Genomic DNA, 16,066 nt, shown 5'->3' with positions numbered 1-16,066 from the left:
CGTTACAGGTTGCCGAAAATATAAAAAAATTAGGGTTGTAAAATTGCGGCGCGGGGTTTTGTGAATCATAATGACAGGTTTCAAAAATTATGATAGGGCAAGATATAATAAATAAAAATTAGGGGATGGGTGGCTGAGTGGTTAAAAGCACCGGTCTTGAAAACCGGCAAAGGCGAAAGTCTTTCGTGAGTTCGAATCTCACCCCATCCGCCAATATGATTTACCAAAAAATCATTCCATGATTTGTTGGTCGCCGCATTGCTTTATATTTTTTGCGCGAGCAAAGCCCGCGCAAATTTCAGGCGTGGGCGGCTTCACTTGCGACTATAAACCATCAAAAAATCCTTGACGGATGAGACATCATTCATTGGACAAATTTTTTGAAATGGCTTATTTGTAGTCAATAATGACGCGAAAATAACCCAAAAATAATTACATGAGCAAAGCCGCAAAAACCAAACCCTCCGCAAAAACGGCGACAAAAAAATCGCCAACAAAATCGTCGCCGAGGCCAACCGTGGTGCGCCTGGCCGATTATCGGCCATACCCGCTGGCGTTGGATGGCGTGCATTTGCTTTTCACGTTGGATGCCACCCGCACCCTGGTCGATTGCACGATTGATTATCACGCAAATGATGGCCGACTGCAAAAAAAAACCTGGCTCGATGGTTTGAACCTTGAATTATTATCGGTCGCGGTCGATGGTAAAATACTTGATAAAAAATCTTATGAAAAAAATGATAAAGGATTGTGGCTGTTTAACCTGCCGCCGCGCGGTAAAATAACAACCCGGGTCGCCATCAACCCGCGCGACAACCGCACCCTGGCCGGGCTTTATGTTGCCAATGATATTTTCACGACGCAGTGTGAGGCCGAGGGTTTCCGCCGCATTACATTTTACCCCGACCGCCCCGATGTGATGAGCATTTTTACGGTGGAGATTTTATCCGACCAACCGGTGTTGCTGTCGAACGGCAACCTGGTGGAATCGGGCAAGCGTGGTGCGCAGAATTATGCCAAATGGCACGACCCATTTAAAAAACCATGTTATTTGTTTGCCCTGGTGGCGGGCGATTTGGTGGATGAAACCGGTGAATTTGTAACCATGTCGGGGCGCAAGGTTACATTAAAAATCTGGTCCGAAAAACAATATGCCGGTCGCACCGGTTTCGCCCTCAGCGCGTTGCAACGCGCCATGAAATGGGACGAAACGCGTTTTGGCTTGGAATATGATTTGGATATTTTTCAAATCGTCGGCATCAGCGATTTTAATTTTGGCGCGATGGAAAATAAAAGCTTGAATATATTTAACGCCCGTTATTTGTTGTTGGATAAAAATATCAACAGCGACCGCGAGTATTTGGGGGTCGACAGCATTATCGCCCACGAATATTTTCACAATTGGTCGGGCGACCGCGTGACCTTGCGCGATTGGTTTCAATTGAGCTTGAAGGAAGGCCTGACCGTGTTCCGCGACCAAGAATATAGCATGGATAATTTTGACCGCGCGTCGGAACGATTGAAGCAGGTGCAGGGTCTACGCGGCGACCAATTTGCCGAGGATGCGTCTGGGTTGAGCCACCCGGTGCGACCGACCACCTACAAAGAAATTGATAATTTTTATACCGGAACCGTTTATGAAAAAGGCGCGGAGGTCATCCGCATGCTTCACCTGATATTGGGCGAAGAAAAATTTCAACGCGGCATCAAACATTATATCAAACAGAACGATGGCCGCGCCGCCACCATCGAGGATTTTATCGAAAGTTTTGAAGCCGCCAACGACATGACGCTTGATTGGTTCATGCCGTGGTATAGCACCAAGGGCACGCCGATGGTCGCGGTGGCGCAACGCCACGCCGGCAAGGATTTGATTTTGGATTTCAGCCAAAGCAATAACAAGGCAAAAAACACCCTGCCGATACCTTTGAAAATTGCGCTGTTTGATAAAAATGGCGCGGCGATAAAATTAATCAGCCAGCATAAACATTGGCATGCCGACACCGCGGTTTTTTTGTTGCAGGCAAAAAAAGATAAATTGGTGTTTAGCGATGTGCCGGCCGGTGCGGTGGTGTCGCTCAACCGTGGTTTTTCCGCGCCGATTAACCTTGATTTTGCGCAATCGGCCGCCGACTTGGCGGTGTTGTTGCGCCACGACGATGATGGGTTTAATCGCTGGGAGGCCGGCCAAGTCTTGGCGACCCGCGCTATCCTGGCCGATTATTACCAACAAAACAGCGACGAATTTTCATCCTACCGCGATGGGTTTGCCCAATTACTGACCGACCAACATACCGCGCCGTTGAGTCTGGCCGAAAATTTTTCCCTGCCGGCGTTGGATGAATTGTTGTTGGCGGTGGCCAATCAAAATAAAAAAACCGGTGCCGACCCGATAAAATTATTGCAAGCGGTGCGCCGCGTGCGCGGCCAATTGGCCAGCGACCAGGAAGAAAAAATTCACGCCCGTTATGACGCGACAAAAAATGTCGGTGCGGTTGACGGGCGTAACCTTGTCCCCGATGATATCGGCGGTCGCGCCATCAACAACGCGATGTTGCAATTTATCGTGAATAGTTTACAAAATAATAAATCAGGCGATAAAAAAAATGTCGCGCGGGTTAAAGAAATTTTAAGCAACCATTATTTTAAGAATGATAATATCACCTTGAAGAAGGCCGCCCTAAGCCTTATCAATCGTTTTAGCGAATTGACGGGCGATGAAGAATTGCGCGACGCGATGCTGAGCGATTATTTTGATAAAATAAAAAAAGACGAATTGTTGTTTGGCGATTATATACGCTTGCTGTCGGGTTATGATGCGCCGCACACCTTGGGCGTGATAGAACAAATTGTCGCCACAAAAAAAATATTTAACCCCAGCGGCACCGAATCGATTGATTTTAGATTGGACAAACCCAACGAACTTTACCCCTTGCTTGGTGGGTTGGCCGGCAACATACCACAATTTTTTAGGGCAGATGGTAAGGGCTATGAGGTTTTTCTCGCGGTGGTTAAAATGGTCGATGGCATTAACCACCACACGGCGGCGCGGTTGGTGAATATGTTTAATAGCCTGCCGCAACTCAGTGCGCCATACAAATCGACCATGAAAAAACACCTGCAGAAATTATTAAAACAAAAAATTTCGGTGCAATTGACGGAGATGGTGGAACGAACCTTGCAAGGTTGAACCAGATGAAAAAAACAACCAATTTGGCAGAAAAAAAAATTCTGCTGTTGTTTGACAAAAATCGGGGGCATCAACAACAATTAATTGCGCTGGTCGAGGCGCTGGGCACCATGATGCCGGTAAAATACGAAATGGTGCGGCCGCAATATAATTGGTGGGCCAAGGTGCCGGCGTTGTCGGCCAGGCCGTGGTTTTCGGGGATGAAGGATTTTTCAACAACGTTGGATAGGGTCGATGCGGTTTTTTCGGCCGGGCATATCACGGCGCGGCCGGCGTTGTTTTTAAAAACACGTTTGGCCGCCGCCGTCGCGGTGCATTTGTTGTCGCCGAACGGCGGTGGTCGTTTTTTTGATTTGCTGGTGCGGCCATTGCATGAATGCAAAAAAAGCCTGTCCAGCAATATGATGGTGATGACAGGCGGCCTGTCGGCGTGGGATAAAAAAAACCTGCAGGCAATAAACCCGGCGGCGCGCGCCACGGCGAAAAAAAGAATTCCAACCTATAGCGATAAAAAAACCACGGTGAGTATTTTGCTCGGCGGTAATTCGCGGTTGCAGGTTTTTAAAAAAAGCACGGCAAGAAATTTATTGGCCGAAATAAAAAAATTGGCCGACCGGCATTTTGTGCTTATCACGCCGTCGGCGCGGACGCCAAGTTTTGTCCAATTATTATTACAAAAAGAATTATCTTACCATGGTAATGTTTGGTTGGACGATGGCCGCGACCATAATGTTTATGGCATGATATTGTCCTTAAGCGATGTCGTCGTGGTGACCAACGATTCGGTAAATATGATGACCGAGGGGTTATTGACCGGCAAACAAACATTATTGTGGCCAATGCCGCTTCGCAATTTTTTATCATTGTCGTGGCAGTTAAAAAAATTGTTGCGGCATTTACAATTTATTAAATCGCTGAAGAAAAACTTCGCGGTCGAAAATTATAACGCGGCGGCGGTTGATAAAAAAATACCGGTTGCGCAATCGCCGATTGTTAATAGCGAAGCCGTGGCGCGCGAGGTTAAGAAAAGATTTTTGCCTAATAACCGCGCGGCGCGTAAAGGATAGCGCGCCCCAGGTGATTGAATTGGCGCATCGTGCTGTTGCTAATCATGACGCACGAAAACATATCGACATCATCGATTGAAAAATTCTTAAGATCGCGGACAATGATGTCTTCGCTCGGCCGATAAAGATTTTTGCCGATTACAACCGCGGTGTCAGGTGGTAAAAATTCACGGGCGAGGGTTATAACCTCGGCCAATAAATCAACCCGCGTTTTGCTTTTTGGGTTGTAAAGAAAGATGGGGAAGTCGCCCTGCAACGCGCCGCGCAATCGTTGTAATATTTTTGCGCGCGGTGTCATTAAATCGGAAAGCGATATCACGGCAAAATCATTACCGGCCGGCGCACCAAGTTTCGCCGCCAAGGCTTGGAACGCGCTGACCCCCGGCACCACGGTTATCGGCAAGCTGGATAATTTTTTGTGTGGCAAGGCTTTATCCGCAACCTGTTTTTTTCGCGTCTCCAACAATTGCCACACCAGGGTGGCAAGGGCGTAGATGCCGGCATCACCCGAGGCAAGCAAGACAACTTTTTTTCCGGTGAGGGCGAGGTCAAGGGCAAGGGCGGCGCGTTCTTCCTCCCGCCCTAAATCTCGCTGGTGCAAATTTTTGCCAGCGGTCAGGTCATCCACCAGGTCAAGGTAAAGCTGATAACCAACAATATCATCAGCCGCCAAAATATAGTGGCTGGCCAGCGGCGCGCGCAAATGTTTGTCGCCCGGGCCGATGCCGACCACCGCCAAATGGCCAAGCGTTAAACCGCATGAGGTAAAATCATGGTCGGGAAGTATTTCGCTGATGGCGATGGTCACGCCGTCGCCCTTTTGCTTTTCCAGCAACAGCTTTGGTTGGGGTTTTGCCGAATGGGTTTCAGGCGATGGATAATAACCGGCGGCACGCAAGGCGGCGGCCTCCGCCACCGATGGCGTGCCGGTTTCCTTTTCAACCACCGCCGATGGGTTCGGCACCGGCACCGCCGATAATTCTTCGCTGGTAAAAAAACGTAAAGGTAGATGCAGGTTTGAGCTCAGGTTATGCAGGGCGACCTCATCCATTTTTATATCGATGCTGGCGATGGTCGCAACCGCCCGTGGGTGGGCGTTAATTTTTTGCAACGCCGTGGTCAGCAAATCCGCCACCGCCGCCACCGGCGCGCCGCGCTCCAGGCCAATGCCCACCGCCAAACGCGGTGGAATAATTTGCGGTTGGCCGTGCGACGGCATGTGCCAATCGGTGTTAATTTTTTTATTGGCCGCCAGCCACGCCGGCAAAAATTCCTTACCCGCCATAAAATAATGATGGGGAACATCGTCCTCATGTTGTGCTTCATCACCCGCATAATTCAGCGATAATTTTTTTGCCAGCAACATCCCCAAGCCTTGCCCGCCGTGATGCTCGCCGAGGAGTGGCACCAGCGTTTTGTTATCGCTGGTCAAATACAAAATCGGCGATGCGGAAAATTTATCCTTTCCATTGTTGCCAACCATGTTGCCAAGCGCGCGCATGATGATGCCGCCATTGACCAGGGCAACTATCGGCCTTGCTGGGCGTTTTGCGTCCCCCATGCCGTCCGCCATGCCCGATTGATAAAGATAGCGCAGGGTATCGATAAGCGAATGATTGATAAGCGGTGTGAAATCATCGTCCCCTTCACCATAAATTGTCACGGCAAAATTATTTTTTATCTTTTGTGCCAGGGGGAGGTGCGCGGCGCGGCCCACCAGCAAATAAAATGGTTGCGGTTGTTGCGTCATGTTGTTTGGCCGGATTTTTTATTGACGATAAGCAGTGAGAAATAGGGCGCGGTGGATTCGGGGTAATCCTGCAATGGGATAATTTTTTGCGCCGCCCCACCAAGCTCAAGGCAGAGCAACGAATCCTTTTCCAGGCCAAGAGCGCGCAAGATATTTTTTATTTTTGTCAGGCTCCGCCCCAGCTTCATAATGACGGCGCGGTCGCTGGTTGTGAGGAGGTTTTTTATTTTCTCCTCGCTACTTGTGGCGGCGATGAAGCAAAGATTATCGGTGCCGGCCGATAATCCAATGCGCGCCTCGGCCGATGCCAATTGCGGCGATGATACGCCGGGCACCACGCGGCGCGTATATTGCGCCGGCAACAGCTCCATCACATATTGAAACGAGCCGTAGAACAATGGGTCGCCCTCGCACAGCACGGCGACATCTTGCCCGCCATCAAGTTGCGCGGTGATGAGGGGGATAAGCCCGCGGTAGGCGTCAAGGTTGCTGGCGCGGCGTGGCGCCATCACCAATGGGTAATCGATGATGTGTAAATTATCGCGGCCGGTAATAAATGGTGCGATGATTTTTTTGGCACGCGATTCCTTGTCGCTGGCGCGCATCGCCACCATGACATTTATTTTTTCAATAATTTTTATCGCGCCAAGGGTGAGGTTATCCACGCCCCCCGGGCCAACCCCGACGCCGTAACAAATGCCAAGTGATTTTTTTGTCATGTTATTTTTTATCAACCACATGCAGGGTGGTTTGTTGGTTGGCGGCCATGGTGTGAAAATTATCGGAACTGGTCATTGCTTTTTTTTGTGCGATGTTGATGGTCATAACCTCCCCGCCCCAGGTTTGGTGGTGCGCATGTTGCGCCATCTGCCCCTCAACCGAATGGCTGGCCGACACCAACCGCCCACCATGGGGCAGGGCGCGCCAAACCATCGCCATCAATTCGTTATCGCTGACGCCGCCGCCGACAAAAATAATATCGGGTGCCATGCTGGCTTGGGATTTTTTTTGCCCAGACGCAAGGTAGTTACGCAGAAATTGTTGCGCGGGGATATTAAGGGCGGTGATATTATTTTGTAAACCAAACCGCGCAATATTTTTGAGGATATTATCATGGCGATTTTTTTTTGTTTCGATTGTCAAGGCGCGGCCGCCGCGCAAAGCCCATTCCACCGCCACCGACCCGGCACCGGCACCAATGTCCCACAATAATTTTTGCGGCGCGGGGCGCAGTTTGGATAAAATAATAGCGCGGGTTTCGGGTTTGGTAATTTGCCCGTCGTGGTGAAAAAAATCTATCTCGTGGCCGGCGGTTGTCATGACCTGTGGCGCGTTGGTATTTTTGTCGGCGATGGCTTCGATAGCTATGGTGTAAAAATCCATTTCAAATGGCCGCGCTGTTTTTATGGCCGAGGCCTTAAGCCGAATCGTTTTTTTATCATCGCCCCCGAGGTTGGAAAAAATGGTCAGGCGGCTGTCGCCAAAATTTCTTTCTTGTAACAATTGGGCAATCGCCAACAATTGCGGCGCGTCGCGCGCAATGACAATAATTTTTACGTGGGGGTGCAAATGCCTCACCAACTGTTCAATCGGTCGGGTCGCGGCATCGCCGTGGGTTGAAATAATTATCGCATCCTCGACCGCCCAGCCCATGGCCGCCGCCACCAAGGAAACGACGGACACCGCCGGCACGACCAACATTTCATCATAATTAAAGTGTTGGCGTAATATTTTTGCCGCGCCAAAAAAACTTGGGTCACCGGTGGCGACAAAGGCAATTTTTTTGCCCTGCGATTTCATTTTTTTTAGCCAATCTATGTTTTTGGCAAATGGCCGCATTAATGGTTTTATCGTGGATGGCGTCAGCGAGGGGATGAGACTAAGGTTACGCGCACCGCCGATAACCGTATCGGCATTGCGCAAGAAATTTTTGGCCGCCGCCGGAATGTCATAACCGGCGCGCAACCCCAATACCAGCAACCATTTTTTTTTGTCTGTCATGTTGTTACACCTCGCCGATGGATCGCTGGCTTAGCAGGGCGTTGGTGGCCGCCGCCGCCACGGCACTGCCGCCGCGCGGGCCAAGGATGGTGATGAAGGGTGGGGTGTCGCCGGTATTTTTTAACGCCTGTTTCGCCTCGGCCGCGCCGACGAAGCCAACCGGCATGGCGATAAGGCCGGCCGGTTGAGGCAGGGTGCCGTCGTGCCAGCCCTGCAACAAACCATAAAGGCAGGTTGGCGCATTACCAATCACGACCACCGCCGTGGTAAATTGGTCGCGCAACAATTCGTGCCACAGAAAAATTTGTGCGTGCGACCGCGTGATTTTTTTTTTGTCCGCAATTTTTTTTACCCGTGGGTCATCGACCAATGATATTTTTTCGTTGCGGCAATTTATTAAGCCAGTTATTAAACCATGGCTGGTCATTTGGCTGTCGCATAAAATGGTTGCGTTTTTTTCTAATGCCGTGGCAATGGTCGCCGCGGCATTTTTTTTAAAAAATAATAAATCGGCGATGGTTGGGTCGGCCACCGCATGGACGACGCGTTCCACCACCAACCGTTCCAACGGCACCGGCCATTTGGTTATATCGATGGCGGCGGCGATTCGTTTGGCCGATTGGCGATAGATTTCTGCCCCGTCGGTAAAAAAATCTTGGAACATTTTTTTATTTTTTGGGCCGCAAGGTTTTCGGCCCCAACGGGTGGTCGGCGAAGGGATAGGGATGGTGGCCATGGTCGCCGTGCGCATGACCATGCTCGTGGCCGTGATGTTCATGCTCATGATGGCCGTGCTCGTGATGACCATGTTCGTGGCCGTGATGTTCATGCTCATGATGGCCGTGGTCGTGGGGTGCAGGGGTCGCGTCCTTGCCATTTACCCCGATGCCCTCGACATGGTGGTGGTGGCTTTCTTGCTTCAGCCCAACCTCGTCCTCGAAACCCAATACCTGCTGGCGGTATTTGCATAATTGGCAATTCATCAAGCCCATGCCGTCGATAATTTCGTTGATGCGGCTGGTGATGGTATCCAGCACCCGTGGGTTATCATTGAGGTAAGGCGCCTTTAAAAATTGAATTGCTGGAAATTTTTCCTGCGCCGCGTCAACCGCTTCATAAATTCTATCGACCAAGATGCCCGAAAATAAAAAATAGGGGAAGACGACGATGCGCCGATATTGCAAGCCGGCAATTTTATCCAACGCCGGTGCCACCAAGGGGAAGGTAACGCCGGAATAGGCAACCTCGCCCCAACCGAAACCCAATCCCTCCCACAGGAAACGCATGACCTTTGATATATTCGAATTGGCGTCAGGGTCCGACGTGCCACGCCCCACCACCACCAACAAGCTATCGGCCAGGTATTTTTTCTTTTCCTCGGGTGATGAAAATTTGGGCAAGATGGCGTGAATCGATTCCGATGCCGCCTTCAACAACCGGGGGTCAATCGCCAACTCGCGGCCATAATTAATAACCATATCGGGGTGGTCTTGTTGGTATTTATTAACCACCGACGGCATATCGTTTTTGGCGTGGCCGGCGGCAAACAACAATGCCGGCACCGCCAAAATACGCTTCGCGCCGTTGGCGCGTAATACATCCAACCCATCGCGAATAATCGGCGTTGCGAATTCCAAAAAACCATATTCAACCGGCGTCGGGGCGTAGCGTTTTTTTAATTGTGCCGTCATGTTGGAAAATTCGGCAATCGCCGATGCGGAACGACTGCCATGCCCCAATATCATAATGGCGGTATCAGCGGGCAGGGGGCGCAATGGTTCGCGCGCGCCATTATGCGCGCCATCGTGGTCGGCATGGTTATCGACGTGGTTATCGACATGGCTATCGGTGGGCTGGTGGCTGGTCATGTTTTATCTTCCTATTTGCCCCGTGTGATTTTTTTTATCGAGGCAACGACGCCAGATTCGATAAAAAAATTGGGTTCTTATAAATCCAACCATAATAAAAAACCCATGACAAGGCAAGGCAAAATTGGTAGAGCGATAGTCGCCATGAAACGCGCCCTTTCATCCCCCTTAACCATGACGCCCGCAACCATTAAATTGGTCACGTCGTTATCGTCGTCCCTGGGCCAGATAAAAAAATTTTTTACGGCAAAAAATATCTTGTGGCAAGATAAGGCGATTGCCGTGGTTACCGCCTTATCCTTTTCGCTGGCGATTATGTTGAAGGAACGCGGTGTGCTGGTCGGGCTGTTGTTGGTGCCGCTGTTGTTGTTTTACCCTTACAGCGCGCGCGACAAAAAAAATATTTTGCAACAATTTTCGTCGCCGCTTTATTTGTTGCTCTATGCCCTGGTGGCGGTGTTTGGCTTTTCGTTATTTTGGGGTTTGGCGCATAACACGATAATGCCGGCGGCTGATTATCGCCAGGCAATTTTTTATCACGGCTGGTTTGTGTTGGGGCGCACATTGTTATTGGCGGCTATCGTGCCGTCATTGTTGTGGTTTTTTAAAAACAAACCGGTGGCGCGCGATGTGACGTTGGATTTGCTGATGCTGGTCGCGGTGCTGGTGATGCTGACGATTGTTGTGCTGGTCGAATTGCAACTGATAAATAATGGCGAACGGCAAGGCCTCCGTAGTAGCCAGTATTCGCAAAACGCCGCCATTTTATTTTTATTGATATTACCATTGTTGTTTAAAAAAAATGGCATGGCGTGGCTTTGCCTGCCGTTGGTGCTGTTGCTTCACCTGCGGATGACGACGATAGGTGGTGTGGTGGTTGGCTATACCGTGTCGCGCGCCTGGACCCTTGCGATGGTGATTGGCGTGGCGATTTATTTACTGATACCGCGATTGATAACCCTGTCGCGCAATCGTCGCATTATGTTGTGGGGCGCGCTGGTCATGGTTTATTTTTTATATATTGTCGGCCTGTGGCTAAGCGGCGTGATATACGACACCAGCGATCCCTATAATCATCCATTGTTGCATTTTTTAAAATCATTGGGCTTCGATGGCAATTCGATGAAGGAGCGTTTAAAATTCTGGCATTTTATAGATTATTATATTTTTCAACACCCATTTGTCGGTTACGGCATCAACATCAATCGTTACCTACTGACCTTGACCAGCGATTTCAGCACAAATATTCTTGGCGTGCCTTATCACGCCATCGCCGGTGAATGTTTTTTAATCAATGGCTTCTGCGAAGCGCTAAACCAACCGCATTATATTTGGATAGAAATTTTGCTCGATGCCGGCCTACTGGCGCCGCTATTGCTGTTTGCTTTTTTTGCCCGTGGTTGGTGGCAATTGTTGGTTCAGCACAACAATCACCCGTCGGCGCGTGCCGCCTTCACTTTTTTTACGGCCTGCGTTTTTTGTTTTATTATCACCAATTCCTTTTATGCCTTTTGGCAGATGTATATGATGGTGATGGGCATGTTGTTGTTGTTAAGCCAAACCGCGAAAAATAAAAAATCATGACGATACATTTTATTGGCGCCGGTCCGGGCGCGCCCGATTTAATCACCCTGCGCGGTGCGAAATTGATTGCCGAATGCCCGGTGTGCCTTTACGCCGGGTCGTTGGTGCCGGCCGAGGTTATCGCCACCGCCCCGCAAGGGGCATTGGTGATGGATACCGCCGCCATGGTGTTGGAAGAAATAATCGCCGTCATGCAACGGGCGCATGAGGAAAAAAAATCGGTGGCGCGGGTTCATTCGGGCGATCCGTCGCTTTATGGTGCGATTGCCGAACAAATGCGCGCCCTCGATAAATTGGGTATTGATTATGATATTTGCCCGGGGGTGCCGGCCTATGCCGCGGCGGCGGCATTGTTGCAAAAGGAATTAACCCTGGCCGATGTTTCGCAGACAATTATCCTGACCCGCACCGCGGTGCGCGCATCCAGCATGCCGGCGAACGAGGATTTAGTAACCTTGGGCAAAAGCGGTGCGACCCTGGCGATTCATTTATCGATAAACAACCTGGCCAAGGTGGTGAAGGATTTGACGCCGAATTACGGCGCGGATTGCCCGGTGGCGGTGGTTTACCGCGCCACCTGGCCCGACCAAAAAATTATCACCGGCACGTTGCAGGATATTCGCGACAAGGTAAAAAAAGAAAACATCACCCGCACCGCGCTGATTTTGGTGGGGCGGGTGTTGGGGAGCGAGGATTTTTCTGATTCGCACCTTTATCACAAAGACCACAGCCATGTGTTGCGCGAAAAAAAATGATTTTTTGGGAGATATAAGATTGCAAGCCACAACCTTGCCCGACATAAAAAAAAACCTTGCCCGCGCGATAAAAGAACATAACGGGTTGTCGCTTGATGTTTTTTTTTCGCCCTTGCTGGAATATTATTACGGCCATGAAAAGGTTTTTGGTGCGGCGGGCGATTTCATTACCAGCCCCGATGTCTCGCCGGTGTTTGGTGTTCTGCTGGCGTTGCGTATTAATGCACAAAAAACCAACGACGATTTTTGCCTGTTAGAATTGGGGGCCGGCCGTGGCACCATGATGCGCGACATGTTAAACCATGCGCCGCGCGATTTTTTGCAGGGGCTTGCGGTGACCATTATCGAACGAAGCGAATCCTTGGCCGCCGTGCAAAAAAAATACCTGCAACGCCACGCACAATATATAAATTGGCGCGAATCCTTGCGCGATGTTGAAACCGCGTCGGTTGATTTTATTGTTGCCAATGAATTTTTTGATTGTCTTCTGCCACGGCAATTCATGTTAAAAAATAAAAAATGGGTTGAACGGGTGGTAACAATCGATAATACGCATGATGCACCCGATAATTTTTGTTTTGCTTTTAAGCCTTATGATGGCGACCTTCCCGCCACCCTGACGCCGCACCAATCGGTAAAGGAAAATGTCATTTATGAATCGCACCCGGCCTATAACGATATATTAACCGCGGTGGCGCGGGTGTTGAAGCCCGGCGGGGTTATCACTATTATTGATTATGGCAACGATGGCGTCTATGATGGTGACAACATGCAAGCCCTCTATCGTCATCAACCGGTTGACCCGCTGACGCATTTGGGGGCGGCGGATATTTCGGCGTCGGTCAGTTTTCATCAAATTGAAAATGCCGCGAAGCCATTGCAATTAAAAAAAATCTATTTCGACAGCCAGGCCAATTTTTTGCAACAACTTCATGGTGATAAAATCGCGGCAAAATTAATCGCCCTGGGTTATGATAAAAATGAAATCGACCATGGTTATCAACGATTGATAAAAAAACAACAACCGACCGACATGGGGCGATTGTTTAAAATAATGGAATTGCAAAAATTGTAAAGCAAGCCAGTTGCGTCGCAATATATTTTCATGACACAGAAACATTTAGACCTTAACCCCATGACGCACTCATTGCTGGAGGTGCCGCACCTCCGCCATGGTTTTTTTGACCGTCATGGCGGTGCCAGCACCGGTGTTTACGAATCGCTGAACGGCGGTGCCGGGTCGCGTGATTTGCCCGACGCGGTTTATGAAAACCGCCAACGGGTGCAACGTTTTTTTGGCGCGCCGAAATTATTATCGCTTCACCAATATCACAGCGCGGTGGTGGTCAGGGTTGACGCGCAAAGCGGTAGCACGAAGGGCGATGGCATGGTAACCAACAAAACCGGAATCGCCCTTTGTATTTTGACCGCCGATTGCGCGCCGCTATTGTTGGTCGATAAAACAAAAAATATCATTGGCGCATGCCATGCCGGGTGGCGCGGCGCGGTTGGCGGCGTGATTAAAAACACGGTGGCCGAGATGATGGCGATGGGCGCACGGCCAGAAAATATCAACGCGGTGGTTGGCCCGCTGATTGGCCCAAAAAGCTACGAGGTCGCAAGCGACATGAAAACCGATGCCAGCCAACAACACCCATTGGCCGAACAATTTTTTACGCCGAAAGAAAATGGCAAATATCTATTTAACCTGCCCGGGTTTTGCCTGGCCGCGTTGCATGATTGCGGTGTGGTGAGCGCGGCCTGGCTGGGGGTTGATACCGCGGCCAACGACCATTATTTCAGCAACCGCCGAAACAAATTGCGCGGCCTTGATGATTACGGTCGATTGATGAGCGTTATTATGTTGCGCGAATAATTAATTTTTGGCAATTATTCTTCGGTGGGCGCGGCATCGACCAAGAAAAAATCGACCGATTTATTGCCCTGCCAATCGTTGGCGTAAAGTTCCCCCAGCAGGTGAAATTTTGCACCGCGTTTGCTGGCCGCCAAATGTTGCGCCGTTTTGTTGTTGACGGCGCGGAACATCATGGCGCGCAAACTACGCTTGGCCATGCCATCGCCCGAAAAAAATACCGACAGATGTTGCTCCTTTAACCACACCGCCTTTTCAAACACCGCGTTCTTTACCATTATCAACGGCGTGCGGTTGCCGGTGCCGAATGGTTCCAACTGCTCCATTTCGATGGCCAGGTCGGTGCTCAGGGCGGCCAGCGGCAAGGTGGCGGCAATTTTTTTGGTGCTCTGCGGCAATGTGCCATTACATTGTTTGTCGATATGGTGGGTGATAAAATCTTTCGCGGCCTGCCAATTTTTTCGGTAGCATTTAAAACCACCGGCCATTTTGTGGCCGCCGCCGGCGATTAACAAATCGGCCTGGCGCGCCGCCATAATCGCCGCGCCAATATCAATACCGGCGTAGGACCGCGCCGAGGCGGTGATGACATCGTCAGCGCGCTCCACTTGCGGCATATTTTTTTTGCCACCTGCGTCCTTGCCGTCATCATCGCCACCCATGCCGCCAACAATCGCCGGCCGGTGGTATTTGTCCTTCAAGCGGCTGGCGACAATCCCTAGCACGCCGACATGCCACGCCGGCTGTTCCACCATCAGCAGGTTTTTTTCCAGCAATGATTTATCGCCCATGATTATTGCATCGGCGTTCATGACCAATTGCTGTTCGATAATTTTTCGCTCCTCGTTATATTGGTGCAGGCTTAGGGCAATCTCGCGCGCCCGCGCCACGTCATTGGTGGTCAGCAGGGTCGCGCCAAGACCCGAAAACCCAAGCCGCCCACCGGCGTTGATGCTGGGGCAAAGGTAAAATGAAAGTTGCCCCGCGCTGAGGGTGCTGTCAATCGCCAATAGCTCGAGCAGCGCCATCAGCCCAATATTTTGTTGCGCAGACATGATGACCAGCCCTTGCTTGACGAAGGCGCGATTAAGCTGTGTCAGCGGCACGACATCGCCCACCGTGGCCAACGCCACTAGGTCGAGGTAACCCATCAAATCGGGCAGGTTTTTTTCACCAGCATCTCGCAGGTTTTTTTGCAACGCGACCAAAAACAAAAACGAAACACCGGCGGCGCATAAATAACCATAATTGTTTTTTTCATCAAACCGATTGGGATTGATAAGGCTTAAAGAATCGGGCAGGGGCGGGATAGGTTCGGACAGGTGATGGTCGATAATTATTATCTGGCATTTTTTGTCGCCAGCTTGGTTGGTGAGGGGTAGGAGCAGGTCGAGCGCGCTGGTGCCGCAATCTAAAAAAACAATCAGCTCGGCACCATCCGCCAATAGTTTTTCAATCGCTGGTTTGTTTGGGCCGTAACCATCGCGCAATCGGTCGGGTACGTGAAAAATAACGCGGCAACCAAGATGCGTCAGGTAACGGTAAAGCAAGGCGATCGACGCCGCGCCATCGACATCGTAATCACCAAACAGCGCGATGGTTTTTTTTTCTTTTATCGCCCGCGCCATGGCGGCAACCCCCGACGCCATGCCCTTTAAATCATAGGGGTCGGTCATCAGGTTTTTTATTTTTGGCTGTAAAAAATCGGTGACCGTTTCCTCGGCAATGTTATAAAAACCGGTGATGATTTCGGCCAGGGTCAGGCTGACCGCCGCTTGCTCGCTGATACTGCGAATCGCTAGCTCATCGCGCCGCGCCGCCAGCCACGCCTGGTTAGACAGGGACGACGCCACCACCGGCCGCCAATGTTGCTGGTTGGGTTGCTGTGCCACGGCCGGCGGCGATGCAACGGGTATGGTATTAATTTTTGCCGATTGATTCATCTTTAGGTATATTGCTGTAGCATTTTTTATCGCCA

Annotated in this window: 12 protein-coding genes and 1 tRNA gene; 7 read left to right on the top strand and 6 right to left on the bottom strand. The window is 50.4% G+C overall.

The genetic code is table 11. From position 1 onward, the window contains the following. Positions 1-123 precede the first annotated feature (123 nt). The 3 genes from QM529_00745 to QM529_00735 all read left to right on the top strand — a co-directional run bounded on the left by QM529_00745 (position 124) and on the right by QM529_00735 (position 4,257). Positions 124-213 (top strand) — tRNA-Ser (locus QM529_00745). 223 nt (positions 214-436) lie between these two features. Beyond that, on the top strand, positions 437-3,190 hold the full coding sequence (pepN, locus tag QM529_00740; protein MDI9313195.1) for an aminopeptidase N: 2,754 nt from the start codon (positions 437-439) through the stop codon (positions 3,188-3,190). Between the two features lie 5 nt (positions 3,191-3,195). After that, positions 3,196-4,257 carry an ELM1/GtrOC1 family putative glycosyltransferase gene (locus QM529_00735; GenBank protein ID MDI9313194.1) on the top strand — a complete coding sequence of 354 codons (1,062 nt, stop codon included), beginning with the start codon at positions 3,196-3,198 and terminating at the stop codon, positions 4,255-4,257. On the opposite strand, the gene QM529_00730 is transcribed toward QM529_00735, so the two are convergent. From QM529_00730 to QM529_00710, 5 genes are read right to left on the bottom strand one after another with little or no spacing between them, the layout of a single operon-like run. Next, positions 4,229-6,007 carry a cobalamin biosynthesis protein gene (locus QM529_00730; protein MDI9313193.1) on the bottom strand — a complete coding sequence of 593 codons (1,779 nt, stop codon included), beginning with the start codon at positions 6,005-6,007 and terminating at the stop codon, positions 4,229-4,231. The two genes, QM529_00735 and QM529_00730, sit on opposite strands and share 29 nt — an antisense overlap. Continuing rightward, positions 6,004-6,726: a precorrin-2 C(20)-methyltransferase gene (locus QM529_00725; GenBank protein ID MDI9313192.1), complete on the bottom strand. Its 723-nt coding sequence runs from the start codon at positions 6,724-6,726 to the stop codon at positions 6,004-6,006. Before QM529_00725 ends, QM529_00730 begins: the two co-directional genes overlap by 4 nt. Position 6,727: 1 nt before the next feature. After that, complete coding sequence (cbiE, locus tag QM529_00720; GenBank protein ID MDI9313191.1) at positions 6,728-8,008, bottom strand: precorrin-6y C5,15-methyltransferase (decarboxylating) subunit CbiE; 1,281 nt, start codon at positions 8,006-8,008, stop codon at positions 6,728-6,730. Positions 8,009-8,012: 4 nt separating this feature from the next. Then, complete coding sequence (locus QM529_00715) at positions 8,013-8,672, bottom strand: precorrin-8X methylmutase (protein MDI9313190.1); 660 nt, start codon at positions 8,670-8,672, stop codon at positions 8,013-8,015. 4 nt (positions 8,673-8,676) lie between these two features. Further along, entirely contained in the window at positions 8,677-9,876 is a 1,200-nt protein-coding gene (locus tag QM529_00710) for a sirohydrochlorin chelatase (protein ID MDI9313189.1), read from the bottom strand. On the opposite strand from QM529_00710, the gene QM529_00705 reads away from it, so the two are divergent. Genes QM529_00705 through pgeF form a run of 4 tightly spaced genes read left to right on the top strand, consistent with a single transcriptional unit; the run spans position 9,802 to position 14,091 of the window. Continuing rightward, positions 9,802-11,460, top strand: coding sequence for a hypothetical protein (locus QM529_00705; protein MDI9313188.1), 1,659 nt, complete (start codon positions 9,802-9,804; stop codon positions 11,458-11,460). The two genes, QM529_00710 and QM529_00705, sit on opposite strands and share 75 nt — an antisense overlap. After that, positions 11,457-12,215 carry a precorrin-4 C(11)-methyltransferase gene (gene cobM, locus QM529_00700; protein ID MDI9313187.1) on the top strand — a complete coding sequence of 253 codons (759 nt, stop codon included), beginning with the start codon at positions 11,457-11,459 and terminating at the stop codon, positions 12,213-12,215. The genes QM529_00705 and cobM overlap by 4 nt, the downstream gene beginning before the upstream one ends. Positions 12,216-12,219: 4 nt before the next feature. After that, positions 12,220-13,290 carry an SAM-dependent methyltransferase gene (locus tag QM529_00695; protein MDI9313186.1) on the top strand — a complete coding sequence of 357 codons (1,071 nt, stop codon included), beginning with the start codon at positions 12,220-12,222 and terminating at the stop codon, positions 13,288-13,290. A gap of 30 nt (positions 13,291-13,320) precedes the next feature. Next, complete coding sequence (gene pgeF, locus QM529_00690) at positions 13,321-14,091, top strand: peptidoglycan editing factor PgeF (GenBank protein MDI9313185.1); 771 nt, start codon at positions 13,321-13,323, stop codon at positions 14,089-14,091. 14 nt (positions 14,092-14,105) lie between these two features. Here the strand turns inward: pgeF and recJ are convergent, their stop codons facing one another. Then, positions 14,106-16,031, bottom strand: coding sequence for a single-stranded-DNA-specific exonuclease RecJ (recJ, locus tag QM529_00685; GenBank protein ID MDI9313184.1), 1,926 nt, complete (start codon positions 16,029-16,031; stop codon positions 14,106-14,108). Positions 16,032-16,066: the final 35 nt, after the last annotated feature.

It is taken from the genome of Hydrotalea sp. (genome assembly GCA_030054115.1).
Taxonomy (GTDB): domain Bacteria; phylum Pseudomonadota; class Alphaproteobacteria; order JASGCL01; family JASGCL01; genus JASGCL01.
This window is presented reverse-complemented; position numbering and strand designations above follow the sequence as displayed.

Excerpts from the sequence above, each read along its gene's own strand:
- pepN (MDI9313195.1), top strand. The coding sequence starts at position 437 with ATGAGCAAAGCCGCAAAAACCAAACCCTCCGCAAAAACGGCGACAAAA.
- QM529_00735 (MDI9313194.1), top strand. The coding sequence starts at position 3,196 with ATGAAAAAAACAACCAATTTGGCAGAAAAAAAAATTCTGCTGTTGTTT.
- QM529_00730 (MDI9313193.1), bottom strand. The coding sequence starts at position 6,007 with ATGACGCAACAACCGCAACCATTTTATTTGCTGGTGGGCCGCGCCGCG.
- QM529_00725 (MDI9313192.1), bottom strand. The coding sequence starts at position 6,726 with ATGACAAAAAAATCACTTGGCATTTGTTACGGCGTCGGGGTTGGCCCG.
- cbiE (MDI9313191.1), bottom strand. The coding sequence starts at position 8,008 with ATGACAGACAAAAAAAAATGGTTGCTGGTATTGGGGTTGCGCGCCGGT.
- QM529_00715 (MDI9313190.1), bottom strand. The coding sequence starts at position 8,672 with ATGTTCCAAGATTTTTTTACCGACGGGGCAGAAATCTATCGCCAATCG.
- QM529_00705 (MDI9313188.1), top strand. The coding sequence starts at position 9,802 with ATGCGCGCCATCGTGGTCGGCATGGTTATCGACGTGGTTATCGACATG.
- QM529_00710 (MDI9313189.1), bottom strand. The coding sequence starts at position 9,876 with ATGACCAGCCACCAGCCCACCGATAGCCATGTCGATAACCACGTCGAT.
- cobM (MDI9313187.1), top strand. The coding sequence starts at position 11,457 with ATGACGATACATTTTATTGGCGCCGGTCCGGGCGCGCCCGATTTAATC.
- pgeF (MDI9313185.1), top strand. The coding sequence starts at position 13,321 with ATGACACAGAAACATTTAGACCTTAACCCCATGACGCACTCATTGCTG.
- recJ (MDI9313184.1), bottom strand. The coding sequence starts at position 16,031 with ATGAATCAATCGGCAAAAATTAATACCATACCCGTTGCATCGCCGCCG.